The organism is Vibrio paucivorans, assembly GCF_054053395.1.
Map to the genome: position 1 here is coordinate 1,750,564 of NZ_CM133230.1, position 18,860 is coordinate 1,769,423.

Annotated in this window: 15 protein-coding genes; 6 read left to right on the top strand and 9 right to left on the bottom strand. The window is 44.2% G+C overall.

Annotated elements, in window-relative coordinates; translation table 11 throughout:
* Window positions 1–48: 48 nt before the first annotated feature.
* Window positions 49–1,728, bottom strand: a complete 1,680-nt coding sequence (locus ACXABW_RS08090; RefSeq protein WP_457522078.1) for a sodium:solute symporter family transporter — start codon at window positions 1,726–1,728, stop codon at window positions 49–51.
* Window positions 1,729–2,738: 1,010 nt separating this feature from the next.
* Between ACXABW_RS08090 and ACXABW_RS08095 the strand changes: the two genes are divergently transcribed.
* The gene (locus tag ACXABW_RS08095) at window positions 2,739–3,476 is read left to right on the top strand and encodes an oligogalacturonate-specific porin KdgM family protein (protein WP_457522080.1); all 738 of its coding nucleotides are present in this window, start codon (window positions 2,739–2,741) and stop codon (window positions 3,474–3,476) included.
* A 121-nt stretch (window positions 3,477–3,597) separates the two neighbouring features.
* On the opposite strand, the gene ACXABW_RS08100 is transcribed toward ACXABW_RS08095, so the two are convergent.
* The 3 genes from ACXABW_RS08100 to ACXABW_RS08110 all read right to left on the bottom strand — a co-directional run bounded on the left by ACXABW_RS08100 (window position 3,598) and on the right by ACXABW_RS08110 (window position 7,055).
* Entirely contained in the window at window positions 3,598–4,314 is a 717-nt protein-coding gene (locus ACXABW_RS08100) for a 3'-5' exonuclease (RefSeq protein WP_457522081.1), read from the bottom strand.
* Entirely contained in the window at window positions 4,314–6,179 is a 1,866-nt protein-coding gene (locus ACXABW_RS08105; RefSeq protein WP_457522083.1) for a DUF294 nucleotidyltransferase-like domain-containing protein, read from the bottom strand. Before ACXABW_RS08105 ends, ACXABW_RS08100 begins: the two co-directional genes overlap by 1 nt.
* Before the next feature lie 156 nt (window positions 6,180–6,335).
* Window positions 6,336–7,055: a FadR/GntR family transcriptional regulator gene (locus ACXABW_RS08110; RefSeq protein ID WP_457522085.1), complete on the bottom strand. Its 720-nt coding sequence runs from the start codon at window positions 7,053–7,055 to the stop codon at window positions 6,336–6,338.
* Window positions 7,056–7,377: 322 nt separating this feature from the next.
* On the opposite strand from ACXABW_RS08110, the gene ACXABW_RS08115 reads away from it, so the two are divergent.
* Complete coding sequence (locus ACXABW_RS08115) at window positions 7,378–8,100, top strand: FadR/GntR family transcriptional regulator (RefSeq protein ID WP_457522087.1); 723 nt, start codon at window positions 7,378–7,380, stop codon at window positions 8,098–8,100.
* A 172-nt stretch (window positions 8,101–8,272) separates the two neighbouring features.
* The gene (locus ACXABW_RS08120; RefSeq protein ID WP_457524981.1) at window positions 8,273–9,562 is read left to right on the top strand and encodes an MATE family efflux transporter; all 1,290 of its coding nucleotides are present in this window, start codon (window positions 8,273–8,275) and stop codon (window positions 9,560–9,562) included.
* Window positions 9,563–9,692: 130 nt separating this feature from the next.
* Here ACXABW_RS08120 and ACXABW_RS08125 read toward each other — a convergent pair whose 3' ends face one another.
* The 5 genes from ACXABW_RS08125 to ACXABW_RS08145 form a co-directional block, all read right to left on the bottom strand.
* Window positions 9,693–10,406 (bottom strand): class I SAM-dependent methyltransferase, encoded by a 714-nt coding sequence (locus tag ACXABW_RS08125; protein ID WP_457522089.1) that lies wholly within the window; start codon window positions 10,404–10,406, stop codon window positions 9,693–9,695.
* A gap of 60 nt (window positions 10,407–10,466) precedes the next feature.
* Complete coding sequence (locus tag ACXABW_RS08130; RefSeq protein ID WP_457522091.1) at window positions 10,467–10,763, bottom strand: Dabb family protein; 297 nt, start codon at window positions 10,761–10,763, stop codon at window positions 10,467–10,469.
* Window positions 10,764–10,909: 146 nt separating this feature from the next.
* On the bottom strand, window positions 10,910–11,791 hold the full coding sequence (locus ACXABW_RS08135; RefSeq protein WP_457522092.1) for an NAD(P)-dependent oxidoreductase: 882 nt from the start codon (window positions 11,789–11,791) through the stop codon (window positions 10,910–10,912).
* Window positions 11,792–12,174: 383 nt separating this feature from the next.
* Window positions 12,175–14,370, bottom strand: coding sequence for a heparinase II/III domain-containing protein (locus ACXABW_RS08140; RefSeq protein WP_457522093.1), 2,196 nt, complete (start codon window positions 14,368–14,370; stop codon window positions 12,175–12,177).
* 2 nt (window positions 14,371–14,372) lie between these two features.
* Window positions 14,373–16,553 (bottom strand): heparinase II/III domain-containing protein, encoded by a 2,181-nt coding sequence (locus ACXABW_RS08145; protein WP_457522094.1) that lies wholly within the window; start codon window positions 16,551–16,553, stop codon window positions 14,373–14,375.
* Between the two features lie 313 nt (window positions 16,554–16,866).
* On the opposite strand from ACXABW_RS08145, the gene ACXABW_RS08150 reads away from it, so the two are divergent.
* From ACXABW_RS08150 to ACXABW_RS08160, 3 genes are read left to right on the top strand one after another with little or no spacing between them, the layout of a single operon-like run.
* Entirely contained in the window at window positions 16,867–17,202 is a 336-nt protein-coding gene (locus ACXABW_RS08150; RefSeq protein ID WP_457522095.1) for a cupin domain-containing protein, read from the top strand.
* Between the two features lie 34 nt (window positions 17,203–17,236).
* Window positions 17,237–18,169 (top strand): 2-dehydro-3-deoxygluconokinase, encoded by a 933-nt coding sequence (kdgK, locus tag ACXABW_RS08155; protein WP_457522096.1) that lies wholly within the window; start codon window positions 17,237–17,239, stop codon window positions 18,167–18,169.
* Between the two features lie 54 nt (window positions 18,170–18,223).
* A complete protein-coding gene (locus ACXABW_RS08160) occupies window positions 18,224–18,850 on the top strand; it encodes a bifunctional 4-hydroxy-2-oxoglutarate aldolase/2-dehydro-3-deoxy-phosphogluconate aldolase (protein ID WP_457522098.1) in 627 nt (208 codons plus the stop codon).
* Window positions 18,851–18,860 lie beyond the last annotated feature (10 nt).

Genomic DNA, 18,860 nt, shown 5'->3' on the forward strand with positions numbered 1-18,860 from the left:
AATAAAAAGAGTGGCTAAATCGCCACTCTATAAGACATTCAATTAGCGTTACGCGGATGCTGGACTATCTTTTTGTTGCTCGACTTTCTCATCGACAGCTTTAACTAGTAGTAGCCCAACCGTCAGTACAATCACGCCACAGAAAACGAAGATCATGCGTCCCCATAATGGGTTTGGTAGTACGAACATGGTCATCACGCCTACACCCGCCACTGCGATCAGAGACCCCAACATGCGACGCTGCTTGTTATCGAGCTTCTTCTGCTCAGTGGATTCGGCAACTAAAGGCGTATCTAGGTTTTCAAAGAACTTATCAACGTTCTTCTGGCGCTCTTCCGATAGCGGTTTGTAGAATAGCGTCGACATTACGAAGAAGCCGGCGGTAAAGATTAGATGTGCAATCAGGCCAATCGCTACTTTTAGGTCGGACCATTCACGCCCCGTTAGTGGCTCAAGGTTGAACCAAGCTTGTACCATTTCCGCTGTGATAACGAATCCAACGAAGTAAGATACAATGCCGCCCACTACCAGCGTGCCCCAACCCGCCCAATCCGGTGTTTTCTTAATAAAGAATCCACAGAATGCAGGAATAGTCATTGGGAAACCGATCAATGCACCAACGTACATCATGGTATCGAACAGACTTAATCCTTTTAGCGAGTTGATGAACAGCGCCACCAAGATAATCGACACCCCAAAGAACGTTGAAGTTAGCTTGGATACGACGACTAACTCTTTTTCAGTCGCCTGAGGTCGAAGAATCGGCTCATAGAAGTTCTTAACGAAAATGCCAGAGTTTCTGTTTAGTCCAGAGTCCATCGAAGACATGGTCGCGGCAAACATTGCAGCGATTAGCAAGCCGACCATACCGGCAGGCATGTACTCTTGAACGAAGTAAAGATAAGCAAAGTCACCCGCTTTAGAACCAGCGTCTGGGTAATGTGCTGCGAGGTCGACACCTTGGCCTGCGATAAACCAAGAAGGCATAAACCAGATTAGTGGCCCCATAGTCATCAAAACACACGCCAACAAAGCCGCTTTTTTCGCGTTCTTAGAATCTTTAGCAGCAAGGTAACGATAGGAATTCAACATGTTGTTGGTGATTGAAAACTGCTTAAAGAAAATGAAAAACGCCCAGATGCCGAAGATACTCAAGTAATTCAGATTGTTACCTGATACGAAAGACGCACCTTCTTGGGTTGGGAAGTTATTAATAATCTCTGTGACACCGCCACCCTGAATGATCGCCACCACTGCACAGGTTACTGTTACTGCCATTATGATCACCATCTGCATAAAGTCAGATGCGATCACAGCCCAAGAGCCCCCCGTTACCGACATTACAAGTACAACAAGGCCAGTCACTATGATTGTGGTTGTCATATCGAAGCCAAAAATGCCCGATGCAATTATCGCCAGACCATTCAACCAGATACCCGCAGAAATCACGCTGTTTGGCATCCCAGACCAAGTAAATACCTGCTCGTTAAACTTACCAAAACGCATTCGAATCGCTTCTATTACCGTAACAACACGTAGCTGTCGGAATTTAGGAGCAAAGTACAAATAGTTCATGAGGTAACCAAATGCGTTAGCCAGGAAAATGACTGCGACAGCAAAGCCATCTGCATATGCCTTACCCGCCGCACCTGTAAACGTCCGAAACATCCATCCTATTGCGATGAGAAATAGGAAATAGATGCCAACAATTAGGGTATTGAGTTCCATCTTTCGACCTTTTATTTATTGTTTATAGTTGCCAACACTATAGATACGCACACAAATCATTTGTACTACAATAATTTAATTGCGTGATAAAGATCTTAGAAAGCAATAGCACATTAATCATACAAGTGATCGAGTTCAAATCACTCAACACTCATAAAACACGAGCAACCAAGCCAACATTTCCAGCACTAAGATGCTAAAAAGCTAGCTGTACTGGCAAGAACATCGAAAAAACAGAAGAAAGACAACATTGACTCACGCAGCTATAAACCCTAGACGGTCAATTTTTAACTCTAACATTTGTATGATTACTTAATGAAAGATAGCTTTATACTAAACAGAGAGATCGACAGAAATGAGTTCGGTGGATTATCTTAAAGGATAAAAAAAGGCTCACGTTGCCTGTATCAACATGAGCCCAAGAGACTTCATTCGTTTTAGCTCACTCGCCAGTAAAACAATATGAACACGTTATTTAATGATGAGTCGTATCAACAAAAGGCAAACCCCTTGGCTTTTGTTAGGTGCTTCGAATCGACTCTAATGTTGTTTACAAGTCTCATTTGAGTAACCCACATACAAAGTGACTTGTTTAACAAATACTTAGCCTTACTGATGCCGACTCGCACCTATACCTCTCATCGAATGAAGAACTTATAATATTAATATATTACAAATAAACACAAAAGATACAGTCATCAGGACTTTGCGACAGCGCACAATTCCGACATAGATTTACACACTACCTCAATACAAAAAACCATCATTAACCCATCAATTTCAATGAACTACATTAAAACCATAGACATTGTAACCTTTTGTTAATAGCTAATTAGTCAGTACAACTCGATCTAATTCACAGATCACTCAGCAGTTCACCGATAAACTATTTGTATTATTTTAACTCAAATGAGTTTATATCTAGAAGTTAAGAAGCTTCGACGTTATCCAGTTTTTTACTTTGGCTTTGCTGGTTCAAAGCCCAACTCTAACTAATGTGGAACTAAACCATGAATAAAATTAAAACGACTTTAATCGCTGTGGCATCAATTCTAGCGGCTGGCTCTGTATCAGCCGCTTCATTCGACGTTCGTCACGAATACAAAAGCCATACTGAACAGCACGCAACACGTGTAAAACTTGCAGACCGTATTGGCAATTTCCTTGTAGACATCGAAGCTAAGTTCAAAGGTGAAGATGGCGAGTTCATGAAAGACCTAAAGAACAATGGTTGGGAGCTGGGTCTAAATTACCGTCATAAACTCAACGACAACTGGACAATGACCTACGGTATGCCAATCGAAGGACGTCCAGCGGGTATTACCTACAAACCTCAAGTACGTGCAACATACAGTGTCGACAGCATTGAAGGCCTAAGCTTAAGCGCACGATACCGTTACGACATGAGACAAAACACCCAATCTATTGCAACAGATTCTGAAGGCAAACCAATTCTTGAAGATGGCAACCTAACTTACCAAAACGATGAGAATCAACGTCGTCATCGTATTACCGCAAACATTAACTACTCAATGGATGACTGGCGTTTCGGTTTCGAAGGTAACTACTACAAAGCAGACGGTTACAACATCTATGACAACGGAGATACCAACTACGAACTCAATGCTAGCATCCGCCACATCATTGGCGCTTGGGCACCATACGTAGAGTTTGGCGATGTAAACACTTCAAGTTCTTCAGATAAACGCGAACTACGTAGCCGTGTTGGTTTAACTTACAGCTTCTAATCAAACGATAAGTCCAATTGTCCTAAGCAAAAAGCCAGCTACTTGCTGGCTTTTTTATTTGAGCATGGACTAAACCCCGATCAGAACTACTTAGCTAGCCGCCTATTCCTAGCCCGTTCGTTTACCGGCTATATCGATACAGCATGGCAAGCGTCGCTTCTCCGTTTCTACTAATACGTTGCTGCTGCGCAAGAAACAGTTCCGCTGTAGAGACGGCGTCAACCAACGCATTGTGACTATTGTACTCAGGTAGACCATATCTAGCGCGAGCCCCTGTAAGGGTTACATCAGATTCTTCATGATTACTAATCGCCTTTTCCAACGATTTTTCTATACACAGCGTATCCAGCCAAAGTAGTGGAAGATCTCGCGTTGAGTAAGCACTTTGGAGATACTGATTCATAAAGTTGCGTTCTACAATACACCCATGTGCCACAATCACTTTACCGTGGGCAGCTTTAAAAAATGTCGCCATCGCATCATGAATAGTCACTCCATCTTCCAGCATTTGCGGTGTGATATGGTTAATAACTGCAGTTTGAGGATTAATCTGAGAATCGCTACTTAAAAAGAAATGACGCGCTGTTGCCAAATCAATCCTCCCTTTGACGACTTCAACCCACCCAATAGATAAAATGTTATCCACTTCACTATCAAGCCCGGTTGTCTCTAGATCAAGAACAATGAAGTGACTTTCTTTAGCAAAGTCAGCCAACTGTGGCTCAGGCAGAGAGACTAAATTCATTAAGCAGTCCGGTAGTTTGACCCGTTTTATATAACGCTCACGCTCACGTTTGATCCTCTCTAGAGGATGAAAATATTGAAGGAATGACTTCATTAACGGCTCCCGAAACGCACTTTAGCGGCATCTTGCATATCAGCAATTATCCTAAAGGCATCTTTCAAGTGTTTCCGCTCGAAGCTGCCGAAGCTGTTAGGGTCGATATGATTGTCGGGCTCACTCCCTTGCTTTAGTGCCTCTAACTGGTGGCTAAAGCGGAATGAAAGAATGAACTGATACGCTCCAATGATGTTCATATAAGCGTCATCGCTCAACATGCCACTTTCATTCGCAGCTTTGAAACGTTCATCAGTTGCTGATAGATCGCATTCGACGGCGAGCCCATAGATTCTGGCTAAATCAATGATTAAGTTGATGGCGTATTTTTTGATGTTGAGCGTTTTCTTGTTTTCACCCGACTTTTCCAGCACAAGGCTATTGAAGATTCCGAGGGGAGGATGCGTATTAATCGCATCATTAACCAACGAACTTAAGAATTCTCGATTACTACGTATGTTTTGATGCAGTTCATCTCGAAGTATCGTTTCATAATCACTGTTTCCATAGATAGTGCGAATCTCAAGAAAAACGCTGATGTTGAGTAGGCGTTCGTACTCTGGATTAGCAACCCACTTTTTGTAATAGCTCTTCCATACCGATAACGGCTGGCACCATTTTGGTGTCGCTGCCATAAACTTGCCTGGACAGAGTGGATAATCGCAACTGGCAAGTCCGTTGGTAACCATCATAGCTAAGTGCTTGAAGTAGATACGATCGCTTTCTGTTGCGTCATCAGCAAGAACGATGGCACTGTCCTGATCGGACAACATGTGTACTTCATTCCTCGCATGGGAGCCTGCAACTATCCATGAAAAAGCACATGGTGGTGGGCCCAGTTTATCAATCACGATTTGGATAACTCTGCGCGTATACGCATCCATAATCATGGTCATCACTTTGCCAATGGTTTCTGGTGCCACCTTCCCTTCCACTAACGCTTCAAAGATGGCTTGACGTTCCGGAGTAAAAGACGCAAGCGTTTTAATGCTGCCTGCATATTTGATCTTTTCGATTAAAAAGATGGCTTGAACACGATGGTTTTGAACCAAATGAGACGTTGTGAGCAAACCGATCACTTTGTTGTCTTTGACTACAGGGAGGTTTCGAATATTGAACTGCATCATGACCGATGCGGCATGAAGAACTAGGTCGTCGGGTTTAATTGTTAACGGCGAATGAGTCATCACTTCGGAGATTGGTCTATCAACGGAGACACCATGAGCTATCACACGTTTGGTCATATCACGGTCGGTGATTAGCCCAACGATTTTTTCTTCTTCATATACTACAGCGCATGAGCTTCTCTGAACCAATCTCATTTCATGCGCCACCGACTGTATGGTTTGATCTGCCGTTACAACAGCAACACGGCCACTGGCAACATCTTCAACTTTACGTATGAACAACCCTTTTTCTTTATTGGACCATACTACATCTAACGCTGACTTAAGCCTCACCTGAGCTTGGGACGCGAAGTGTTCAGCGCAGCTTGGAAAAATCTTGAACAACGATTGCAACGCTGAGTTTGGTATTACGTAAAGTAACGTCCCTTCAATTGCAATTGCCTTGTAGCCCTTATCGTTGTTGACGTTTGATTCTAGAAAGGTAAATCCAAATAGATCTTCGCTTCCTAACCGAGCTCTCAGTACACCATCCGACTTTCTCTGCTCCATAGACCCCGTTCGAACCACGTACAATGATTTTTCCTTACCTGTCTCACACAGATCTATTACTTCGCCCTTCCCAAGATAGGTAATTTGAATGTGCGTACACAGGTCTCTGAGCGCCTGCTTAGGAATCTTATCGAAGGGATCTATCTGACCAATAAACTGGACGATGTTGGGTAGTAGAGACTCAGACATAATTACACTCAGCAAAGATATTTATATTATTATATAATCATTATCTTAAGTTGCTAGAGTTTTGTACGATAACGACTGATGATTGTTCAAAACGCTACCCACCAGCTTCAACAAAAAAAGCACGCTTATAGCGTGCTTTTTCTCGTGTTGTCACCGTTAGCTTGCTGCTGGTAACCTGTGATTTGATTCTTGCAAATGATTTGCTGACGCTTGGCGCGCTTTATCACTATTACCCGCCATAATCGCTTCATATATCTGACGGTGTTCATCAATACATGTGCTGCCTTCTTCCGATGAGTGAACAATAAAGTTTACGAACATCGTCGTCAGGATATTTCCAAATGGTAAGTAAAAGTCGTTACCCGTCGCGTTAAAGATGAGGCTGTGGAATTTGATATCTACATCCGTCCAGCGAGCCTGATCAAACTGCTCTGCACTGGATACTTCCACCATTTGTTGGAAGGTCTCAGACAGCTCTATACGTTGTTCAGCAGTTGCAAATTTAGCAGCAAGCGCACAAGCCTCTGGTTCAATAGCTCGGCGTAAGCCTAAAAACTGCTGACAGAATTGGTCGGTATCTGCGAGTCCATCCATCCATTCAATAAGTTGAGGATCTAAAAAGTTCCAATAGGCACGGTCAACAACTCGGGTTCCTATTTTAGGACGAGATTCGAGTAATCCCTTCGACGTAAGTAACTTAACCGCTTCACGCAGCGCCGTTCGGCTAATACCAAACTGTTCGCAAAGAACCATTTCGCCTGGGATGATAGAACCTTGTGGAAGATCACCAGACAAAATACCACGGGCGATTTCACGAGCGACTTGCACATGAAGGCTTCTCTTGGAGCCTGAAATTGAATTAAATGAACCTGCCATGTCTCTGCTTATAAATATGTATTATTTAATGTTGTAATATAGCACCGAACCACTTACTCACCAAATCTTACCTGCCAGAATATGATCTGCCTTTCACTCTTATATCACTGAAACGCAAGCTTCGCTCCAATATATGCTATCTCGCTTTGTATCATTAACATCGGTTCAACATAGGTGAGCCTTCCTTTACTCACTGTGGCGACAAAATTTTTAACGAAACGACGCGGTTTTACTTCTGACATCACGCTATTCATGTTTAATCTTTTTAAATTATGATGTGTTATTGTATTATTAATTAAATTTAATAAATTAGGTGGCACGCATGTCTATATTCTCATCGGTGGAAGATTCCAGCCGCCGAATTCATGTTCAAATAGCAAGACAGATCGCACGCAAGATTTTGTCTGGAGAGTTAAAAGAGAATGAAAAGCTCCCCAGTGAAATCGAACTGTGCGATGCTTTTGGGGTCAGCCGCACAGCCCTCCGTGAATCGACCAAACTGCTCTCAGCTAAAGGTTTGATTGAGTCAAAGCCTAAGGTAGGAACACGCATATTGCCTAGAACGCAATGGCACTTTCTGGATCCTCAGTTACTGGATTGGATTCAAGACTTAGCGGACACCAAACCGTTTTTGGCACAGTTTTTAGGCTTGAGAAAAGCGATTGATCCAGAGGCATGTGCTCTAGCCGCACTTAATGCAACAGTTGAACAACGTAAGACTTTGTCGGTGTTATTTCAAAAGATGACGGTGGCCGCTAACAGTTTTGACTATGAAGACTGGACCATTAACGACCACCTCTTCCACCAGACTATTTTCCTCTCCACAGGGAATCACTTCTATGTGCCATTTGGCAACATATTGTCCGCCATTTTTAAACAGTTCATCGATCATTCTGCTGAAGGTGGTCGATTTTGCTTAGAAGAGCACAAAGCCATCTACGACGCCATCATGTCTGGAGATGCGGATAAAGCACGTATCGCTTCTCAAGTGTTGCTAGATGACGAAAACCAACGCCTATCAAAAGTCTCTCTAATCACAGCTTAATGAGTACCAGCTAGGCCGCATAACATTGGTATATCAAATACGAAACCTTCGGTGAACCATACGTTTCACCGAATAGCTTCTGTTACAAATTGAAGGTATTACTTTGTCTTCCCAGTCATACGTTAAGAAAAACATCGCACTCGCTTGGCCACTTGCACTAAACGCACTGCTTATGCAATCGATGCTAATGATCGACACATTGTTGGTTTCCCCCCTAGGAGAAATACCACTGGCTGCAATGGGAATTGCGACTACAATCGTTGCGTTCATTTTGGGAATTCAAATGGCTTTAGCCAACGGTACACAGTTAGTTCTGAGCCGTGCTGTTGGTTCAGGAGTTAACTCTTCTTTGTCCAAAGCCTTTTGGGCAGGAATGTCTATCAACTTCGTCGTAGCTTCTCTTTTCTGGTTGCTGCTTACAGTGTTCGAATACCCTCTCATTGAAATGCTCACCGACGAGCCTTCTTTACATGCAGAAATCAGCCGTTACTTGTTAGTCTCAAAATATCTTGTGCTGTTTACTGCAATCACCCAAGTAATCATCGCGTTGTTTAATGGGATGGGAAAAACGAAAATTCCATTTAAGGGTTATCTCATAGAGCTCCCAATCAATGCGGTACTTTCGTATGTACTTATTCACGGAATATCGAACTTCGAAGGATTAGGGGTTCAAGGTGCAGCCTGGGGTAGCCTGATTGCGATACTCATTCGATGTGTTTACTTAAGTCTGTGTCTAAATGTCGATGCTTCGTTGCGCTTGAAATTTACTGCAACACGTAATGATTTCGTAGCTAACATTCGCCATCACTTCATTGAAATTTTTCCCGTTGCCGCTAATGTCACCATGCTGTCAATTGGTGCCACCATCTATCAATTGCTTTATTCTCAGCTCAACATCAATGCCTATGTTGCGATTACCTTAGTTATGCCTTGGATCCGTGCTGGAACTCAGTTCATTACAGCCTGGGCGCACTCGTCTGCTATCACAATTAGCCAAGCAATCGGTTCACGAAAACTCGACGATCTAACTAAAAATGTCGACACTAGTATCGATATTGCGGTTTGGATCTCGATCGCGAGTGCACTGTTTTTTGCCGCACTCAGCGTCGTCATTGCCAAAGTGTATCCTGACTTAGATGCATCGACCTACCATGCGTTAGCGATCATAGCGCCGCTGTATATTTTCCTACCAATAGTGCGCGGCTATAACACGGTTCATGGACATGTGTTGCGTGCATTAGGAAAAACCACCGAAGTATTCAAAGTTAACTTTACAGGGCAATGGATAATCTCCATCCCTTTGTGTGCGCTCATCATTCTTGTTTTTGATGGCTCTATCTTCTGGGCCTTTGCCATCCAACCGTTTGAAGAGGTCGTTAAAGCCCTTCCATTTAGACGCTTAGCACGTAAATCCTTGAAAGAGTTCGATAGCCAAAAGGCTGAAAAGCTGATGTATAACTAGTAGGCGGACGCCTTCAGATTTGCACCTGTGGTTTATCCATCCTTATATCTGTTTCAAGTGTTTGCTTTGGGGTGTACTTTTCCAACTTCACTACTTATAGCCAGTTCTTTAACATCATCCACTTTACTATTTACTTACTCAAACGGTAACTCGAATAGTAAGTATCCACGCTAACTTTATGCTCTCTGGATGCCGACTTTAATACGTCGACAACGGTATTAAACGTGTTGTCACTACCAAAGCGTTCAACGATAGCTGAGTAGCGTCTTGCAGAGGAAAATAACACATGTGCCAACTGTTTGGGCGTTAGCACTAAACTTAACTTCTCTTGGCTGGTTTGAACTGGAGCCAGTTCTGAGTAACCATCAAAGTTTTCTGAGTGATTATATTGAGCCTTTCTAGGCTGAAGCATAACACCAAGAAGGCTCATAAACTCACCAAGCTGCACTTCAAAATCGTAGACAACAATAAATGCATGCGAGGCACAAACTCTTGTCAGTTCAGAAACCAATTGGGAAGATTTTGCGTACGGTAATGAGCCGGCAAAAGACACAATATCCACAACGTGATCGCCTAATGGGATCGCATCGCCGGAACCCAATACGTAACTGATACAATTGTTTGGGCTAACTTGGGACAACATTGCTTCACTCGGCTCCAGCCCCACAACACGTTGACAAAACTCATTGAGTGCTTCGCTTGATACACCTGTTCCACACCCTATATCCAAACCCTGTTGAAATCCTTGCTGCTGCGCTAATGCTCGCGCTAGGATCTTACTGTGTATTGGTGGACGATACGCCGCATAATGTCGCGATACTTCATCACTATATTGTTCAATCACAACGCTTTCCTATACTGATTTACCACTAACCATTTAGCTGAAATGGCACAACTAGGCACACTAGATTTGATAATCAAACACAACAATATCTTCTAGTAGTGGCCTGAAGACTTCTTTCAATGCGTCGTGTTCTGGGTGTGGCAAGTAGTTCTGCCTGCCTTCTTCGTCTGAGAACGTCATCAGTACTGAGTGAGTGAAACCTTTGTTCTTACCTTCAGGGCTATCGTTTTCTCCCCACTCGACTGAAATAACCCCTTCGACCTTTTCTGGCATGAGCTCAAATAAGCCTTTTAATTTTTCTATTTCTGCATTGGAAGCATCATCTTTGAACTTGATAAGTAACACGTGCCTAATCATTGTTCCTCTCCCTTCTACCCGAGTTGTTGTTACCAATTATTCAATGTTGTTCAGCCTAACCCATTGTGCTTTAAACACAAAAAAGCCTACTCGAAGAGTAGGCTTGAATTAACACTTTTTGCTATGACACTGTCATTTCGAGTTACTTACTTATCTAGCTTTGTAAAGTAGTCGAAAATAACCGGTACGTCGTTTTGACCAAGGCCTGCATCCACTGCTGCTTGAAGGCTCTTCGATGTACCTTCAGCGATTAGCGACTCAGTACCTAAGTCAGAAACCATTTCTAGGAAGTAGCCAAGATCTTTGTTTGCGTTCGCGATTGAGAAACCTAACTTCTCTTCACCGTCCACAGCATAGAACTTACAGAACTGCATAAACGGAGAGTTAGATGGGCCTGCTGACATGATATCGAACAGTTGCTGTCCATCAACACCAGCACGTTTTGCTACAGCAAACGCTTGTGACATTGTCGCTACTGTCGTCATGCCCATAAAATTATTTACAAGCTTAGTGACATGTCCTGAACCTAAAGCACCTAGGTGGAAAACGTTTTCGCCCTGCTCTTCAAGTACTGGCTTAACTTTGTTGAAAGTATCCATATCACCAGCAGCCATGATGTTCAGAAGACCATCTTTTGCGTGCGCAGGTGTACGACCAAGTGGTGCATCAATCATTCCTGCACCTTTAGCAGCAAGATCTTCACCAATCTTACGAGTAGATGCAGGGATAGAAGTACCAAAATCCACAACCACAGCACCTTCTTTAATGCCCGCTAATACACCGTCTTCTCCGTATACGATTTTTTCAACTACGGCTGAAGTCGTTAGGCAGAACTGAACAATGTCACTTGCAGCCGCGAGTTCTTTCGCTGAAGTAAACGCAGTTGCGTTGCCACGAGCCGTTACACGGGCCATCGCTTCTTCGCTAAGATCCATTACATTTACGTGGTAGCCACGAGCTTGTAGGTTCTCAACCATGTTGCCGCCCATAAGACCAAGGCCAATAAAACCAATAACAGGTTTAGTCATGTTCAACTCCAAATATCTTATTGTATGATTATATGCCTATTATAATATCCAGCATATTTCGTTTAAGCAATGTATTTTTCAGTGATCAAACTCTCATTAATCATGAAGTCTGTGCACAGGCTAAATCAATTCTTCATCCCTACCCGAACGAGCAATAATATAGCCTTGAACACCATCAATACTCTTTTCCGTTATACTTTCCAGATAGCGATGAATGTTCATTAACAAGCCGCTAGTACCTCACGCACGTAGTAGCTAAATAGAAAGGTATCAATCCTCACACCTCGCCATTTTGTATGACTATTGCTTGTGAAATTACAAAAGCCGGATGCAGCAAAGCATCCGGCTTTTTACTGATTCACTCACATGATTCCATTCAAGGTTTATAGCTGAGCGAACGCCCCTTGCCATGAGTATTTTTCACCATCAAACTCAACTGTATGAGTTTGCTGCTGAAGTTCTTCACCTTGATTAGACACACCATATAGGTACGCATTTCCCGAAGTAGTATGAATTCGGATAACAGTCCCGACACTGTTATGACCTACAACAGAAACTGCTTCGACCAATCCACGCGCTCCTACAGAAGCTTCAATGGATTCGTTGAAGTAGCCATGTGTCTCTAAGACAGAAGCGAACACATGATTTTGTCCAGGCTGACGGATAATCAGTGCAGGCTCACTCTTCAGATTGAAGTCTGGATCATTAGCGCCAGTGCGAGCAAAGTAAACTTCGCCGTCTTTGGTTGCGCTAGTCACCAGTGAGTAATAGCTGCTGTCGTGTAGCCAGCTCACTAGAGAGCTCGTTCTTTCTGATGAATAAGAGACTTTACCTGAACCTACATTCCATAAGTGCTGGTAACCGTTGTCTTCACCCAATGGTCGCAATGTGCTTTCAACTTGGTAATCGAAGTCGGTACGGATGATTTGGCCAGAGTAATGTACTGGCAAGTCATATTGGTGCTCTTGCTCCGCTTCGATGCGGTATACGTCAATCACAAGCGGCTTTTCGAACTCAGGCAATTCAGCAAGAATGATGCTGCGCTGCATGTCGACGCCATCATAGTAACCAGAAATACGACCACTCATACCTTGTAGTTTTTGGTCGTCGGCTTTAAAGAAGTGCTTCGAGCCATAGCGAGATTCAGCTAAAGCAGTGTCAAAGTTGTTCTGAGTCTTCTGATCAACCGTCACAGTGTTGTGGCAAACTGTCTGCTTACAGTAAGACTTGTTCTCTGGGATGTAACGACCGCCAAATTTAGGCTCTACGTTTACCCAGCGACCAAAGCCATAATCGTGCAACACTTCATGACCGCGGTTAAACACGCTCAGGTGCAGACCATCGTAGTGACCGTGATCGAGTGCTGAATGGTATTGGTGATCGGAACCGTGTTGCCCAAACCAGATCAGCGCCATTGTATCTGCGGTATTAGGGTCGTCATCTTGCTCGTCACGGTGACGAAGAATGCTTACGCCGCCTTTTTCGCCTTCTGGACCGTCAGTTACGAATAGGCTACCCCAGTTGAATGGTTTGATGTTGTCTGCTGCTGCAACCGCGTCAGACAATGTTTTACCCGAGATATGAACCCAAACGTCTTGCTGGTGATCTGCCATGCCAAGTAGCGTTTCAGACTGCTCGTAACGGTGGAAACACACCGACGTCGCCATGATCACACCTTCATCGTTGATCGAAATCGTCTTCGATGAATCGTTCAGTGCAGGCAAAGTACCATCTGGGAATGCAGTCTTAAATACTGCATAAGACGTGGTCTGGATGACCGAATCGTTGAACTGGTAAATCTTCAGTTCTGGCTGACGACGCTCAATCGCTTCTGCAAATAAGTAAATTGGGCGTAGTGAAAAACGGTGGTAATAAGGACCTTCCATGTAGTAGCCATCTGGTGAGAACAGTTGGTCTAACTGAGCTAGGAATCCGCCGCTGACTTTGTCCAGTTTCAAGCCGTAAAGCGCTTTGTCTACCGCATCTTGATCGTTAATTGCGTAACCACAGATCCCCACTGCTGCTACTGCCCACAGACCGTGGTTGTGTACGATGTCGAAGTCGTGACCGTAAGTGACTACGAACAGTTCAATCATTTGTTTGAACAGGTCGTTTTCAATCAGTGTTTTTTGCTCTTCTTCCAACGTGTGGTAAATGCAGCTGTACGCACAAGAGGCGTAAAGCATCCACATGTTCTCGTTCAGAGTTTGGTGGAAGATTTTACCCGGAGGGTTAGAGTCACGGCTGGTGTTGCTCTCTAGCGTAGGGTATACCTTCGCGTAAGCCGTTAGCATGTCCACGATGTAATCGCGGTACTTCTGTTCGCCAGTGATAAGGAATAGGCGACCCGCTAGATCAATGTGGATGTAGTTTTGCTTGTGACGGTTATGCTCGTAACCGCCGCCCTCACCGTGACCTGGAACTTCAATACCAACCTCTGCCATATAAGCGTCGGTTTGTTTGATATCACGTGCTAGTGCGTTTCCTAATAGGCTATCCGTGCCAAGTGCTTTGCTTAATTCAGCCGCTTCTTCAAAGTTCATCAATAGCGGTTGGTAAGACTGGGTTTGGTAGCTCATTATTATTTCTCCTGCCCGAATGCGTTGCTTTCTACTTCCGCCACTTCTAGCGAGTAGAAGCCATTCCAGCTGTAAGTTTTGCCGTTAATTTCTACTTGGTGTGGGGTTTGGTCGTTCGCATCTTTTACATTGCTGATCATTACCGTCACCAGCGATGTGTCCGTTGTAATCTCTACGATGCTGCCAACAGTGTTGTAACCCACGACGCGGATACCTTTTACCTGACCACGTGCATTCACCGATTGCTCAAACTCTTCGTTGAAGTAGCCGTGTGTTTCTAGCACTGAAGCAAATAGTGTCGATTCGCCCTTGCTGCGTAGAATGAATGCCGGTTCGCTACGTAGGTTAAAGCTTGGGTCATTGGCGCCAGTGCGAGTGAAGATCACTTCATTATCGCCGTTCTGTTTCGCGCTGCTGCTTGTGCCTAACCAAGTGTAGTAGGTGTTGTTTTGTAGCCAGCTAACCAGCGCCGTACCTTGCGTTTTGCCGCTCGCTACTTTCCAAAGGTGTTGGTAACCGAAGTCTTCGCCAAGCGTGCTCAGTTCACCAAAACTTTGGTAATCGAAGTTAGTGCGCACGATTTGCCCATCGTATTGATGAGAGTAGTCGTACTGATGTTCGCCTTCACCTTCAATGCGGTAAAGGTCTATCAATAGCGGTGCTTCAAGCTCATCTAGGTTTAGCATGAACACACTACGCTGCATATCAGTGTTCGGGTAATGATCGCTCGCAAACGCACTCATACCGTTGATCTCCGTGCCTTCTACTTTGAAGAAGTGGGGCAAGCCGTGCACCGAATCTGCGCGCTCTACATCAAAACCGTTCTGACATTGCTCATCAATCGTTACCGCGTTGTGCGCGATAGTTTGACGTGCGTACGACTTGTTTTCGTCAAGGTAACGACCGCCGAATTTAGGCTCAACGTTAACCCAGCGACAGAAACCGTATTCACGTAGCACTTCTTGACCACGATTGAAGAAGGTAATGCCTAGCGTATCGAAGTTACCATGCCCCATACCGTGTTGGCCGTAGTTCATCACAAGCTGAGATACATCGCCGGTCTTATCCTGCATACGGATAAAGCCTTGTGCACCATTGTTGCCATCAGGGCCTTCGTTAAGCTCGACACTCGGCCAGAAAGGCATGCCAATTTCACGGTCTGAGATTGCTTTATCGTAAGCTTGAGAAAGCTCCAGACCGCATGGGTGCATCCAAACGGCGTTTTGAATCTTCGCCATGCCAAGAATGTTGTCATCCAAGCCGTAGTGTTTGCTGTAAACGCTCACTGCAACTTGAACGCCCATGTCGGTAATGCTCATGGTACGAGACGCATCATTGAGAGCTGGGAACTCACCATTCGGGTATGCCGTCGCCAGCATTGCTTGTACTGTGTTGCCAATCACCTTGTCTTTGTAGTTGTAGATGTCTACTTCAGGCATGTGACGGTGTACCACTTCAGCAAACACACAAGTCGGGCGAATGGCGTAACGATGGTAGTACGGACCTTCCATGTAATAACCAGACGGCGCAAACAACTGTGATATTTGCGCTAGGAAGCCTCCAGTATTGTCACGGTCTTGGCCGTATACCGACATCTCTAGGTATTCAGGTTTGCCAATGGCTAGACCACAAATACCAACAGCCGCAACTGCCCAGATACCGTGGTTGTGAATACGGTCGAAATCGTGTGCGTATTTCACGGTGAACATGTCTAGCATTGGTTCGAAAATGCGCTCAACAACGGCTGTACGCTCTTCTTCTGTCATCACGGATGCCACGCAAGAGTATGCAAGGCTAGTAAACATTAACCAACAGTGTTCATTAAGGATCTGGTGGAAAAGACGACCTGTAGGGTTAGTGTTTTTCTGTACGTGGAAATCAAAAGTGAGGTACTTCTCTGCGTAAATAGCGAGAAGATCTTTAACGAACTGCGCGTACTTTTCTTCTTGAGTGATCAAGAATAAACGACCCGCTAAGTTCATGTACGTATAGTTTTGTTTGTGGCGGTTGTGCTCGTAGCCCCCCGCTTCGCCGTGACCTGGTACGTCTAAAGCTAGACGCATAAAGGCTTCAAGTTCCTTGCGATTCGCTTCAATGGATTTGCCCATTAAGCTCGGCTTTCCGACTTCCTTTCTTAGTAGTTCGACTTCTGCTTCAGTCAACAAAATCGGTTGTGTAGTCATTTCTTACCACCCTCAGATGAAGTGTGTTGTTTTCTTAAACTCCACATAAAGTAATACAATATTAGATTTAATCATACAAATTCATCCAAAAATAATGATAGGAATCACACATTAACAGCTATCCCATTGATATTAATGGCCATAAACTAATGAAACAGCGGGTTCAGCCCATGTGTAGACACCTCAATCAGCATTCCTAATTTGACTAACGTCACAATTATTTAAGTATATTGTATTACAATTAAGGCAATTCTCTTAAGATGAAGAGCATTGACTAGCAAGAATTCAATTTAAATAGTTTAGGAGATATATCATGAACGCTTTCTTTGTAAACGATGAGCACCCTTGGGAAGAGCTTGGTGGCGGTATTAAGCGCAAAATTGTTGCTTATACCGATGACTTAATGGCGGTTCACTTATGTTTTGACAAAGGTGCGATTGGCGCTCCGCATACACACGAGATACACGACCAAATTGGTTATGTTGTTCGAGGTAGCTTTGAAGCAGAAATCGAAGGTGAAAAGAAAATACTTAAAGAAGGTGACGCTTACTTTGCGCGCAAACACATGATGCACGGTGCCGTTGCACTGGAGCAAGACAGCATTTTGCTGGATATCTTCAATCCAGCTCGTGAAGACTTTTTAAAGTAACGTATAGCGCAACCTCAGTTGCTAAGGTGACAATATGAAATCATTAAATATCGCGATCATTGGCGAATGTATGGTTGAGCTACAAAGGAAAGACGACGGGCTTAAGCAAAGTTTTGGTGGTGACACACTCAACACAGCGCTTTACCTATCACGCTTAACTAAACACACAGGCATAAAGACTAGCTACATCACCGCGTTAGGGAACGACCCTTTCAGCGTCGATATGCTCGGTAAATGGCGCTTAGAAGGCCTAGATACTGCGCTAGTCTCTCAACGAGACGATAAGCAGCCTGGTCTGTATTACATCGAAACCGATGAAACCGGTGAACGCAGCTTCCATTACTGGCGCAATGACTCTGCCGCTAAATATATGCTCGACGGGACAAACTCGAATGATCTTCTAGACACGCTTTTCACTTACGATGCCCTGTATCTAAGTGGTATTACACTTGCGATTCTTACCGATAATGGTCGCTCTAAGCTGTTCGAATTTTTACCACTGTATAAGTCCCGCGGTGGTAAGGTTATTTTCGACAACAACTACCGCCCTCAATTATGGAGCAGTCAGAAACACGCTCAAAGCTGTTATTCAGAGATGCTTAAGTATACCGATATCGCCCTACTCACCTTTGACGATGAGCAGGAGCTGTATGGTGATGATTGTATCGAGCAGTGCGTTGAAAGAACGACAGCAGCGGGCGTAGAAGAGTTGCTTATTAAGCGTGGAAGTAAAGATTGCTTAGTTATAGATGGCCAAGACGCAAGTTACGTTGCACCAATGCCCGTAGACAACATTGTAGACACTACCGCAGCAGGTGATTCTTTCAGTGCAGGATTCCTAGCTAAGCGTTTTTGCGGTGGCAACCCTAAAGAAGCAGCGTTAGCTGGACATGTTGTTGCTGGAAAAGTAATCCAGCACCAAGGCGCAATAATACCTTTAGAGGCAATGCCCGATTTATCTTTATAGTTTTTAATAACTTACCTTTACTGGTGAGTAAAATTACATAATGAGACAGTATTCATGACAACACTAAATGAACAACTCGCAAACCTAAAAGTAATTCCAGTTATTGCTATCAACAAAGCGGAAGACGCAATCCCTTTGGGCCGTACTTTAGTTGAAAATGGCATGCCTTGCGCAGAGATCACCTTCCGCACAGAATGTGCAGCCGAGGCGATTAGCACTATGCGTGCTGAATTTCCTGAAATGTTGATTGGTGCAGGAACTATCCTAACCAATGAGCAAGTTGACCAAGCAATTGACGCTGGTGTGGACTTTATCGTCAGCCCTGGCTTTAACCCTCGCACAGTTCAGTACTGTATAGACAAAAACGTTCCAATCGTACCGGGCGTAAACAATCCAAGTCTTGTGGAGCAAGCAATGGAAATGGGGTTGCGAACGCTTAAGTTCTTCCCTGCAGAACCTTCCGGCGGTGTGGGTATGCTGAAAGCTCTTACCGCAGTTTATCCAGTCAAGTTCATGCCAACCGGTGGTGTAAGCCTCAGTAACGTGGATGAATACTTATCTATTCCTTCTGTCCTTGCATGTGGTGGGACTTGGATGGTTCCAACCAAGCTTATCGACGATGGCAAATGGGAAGAGCTTGGCGCACTTGTACGTGACGCCGTAGCCTTTGTGAACGATTAACCTGCAACAG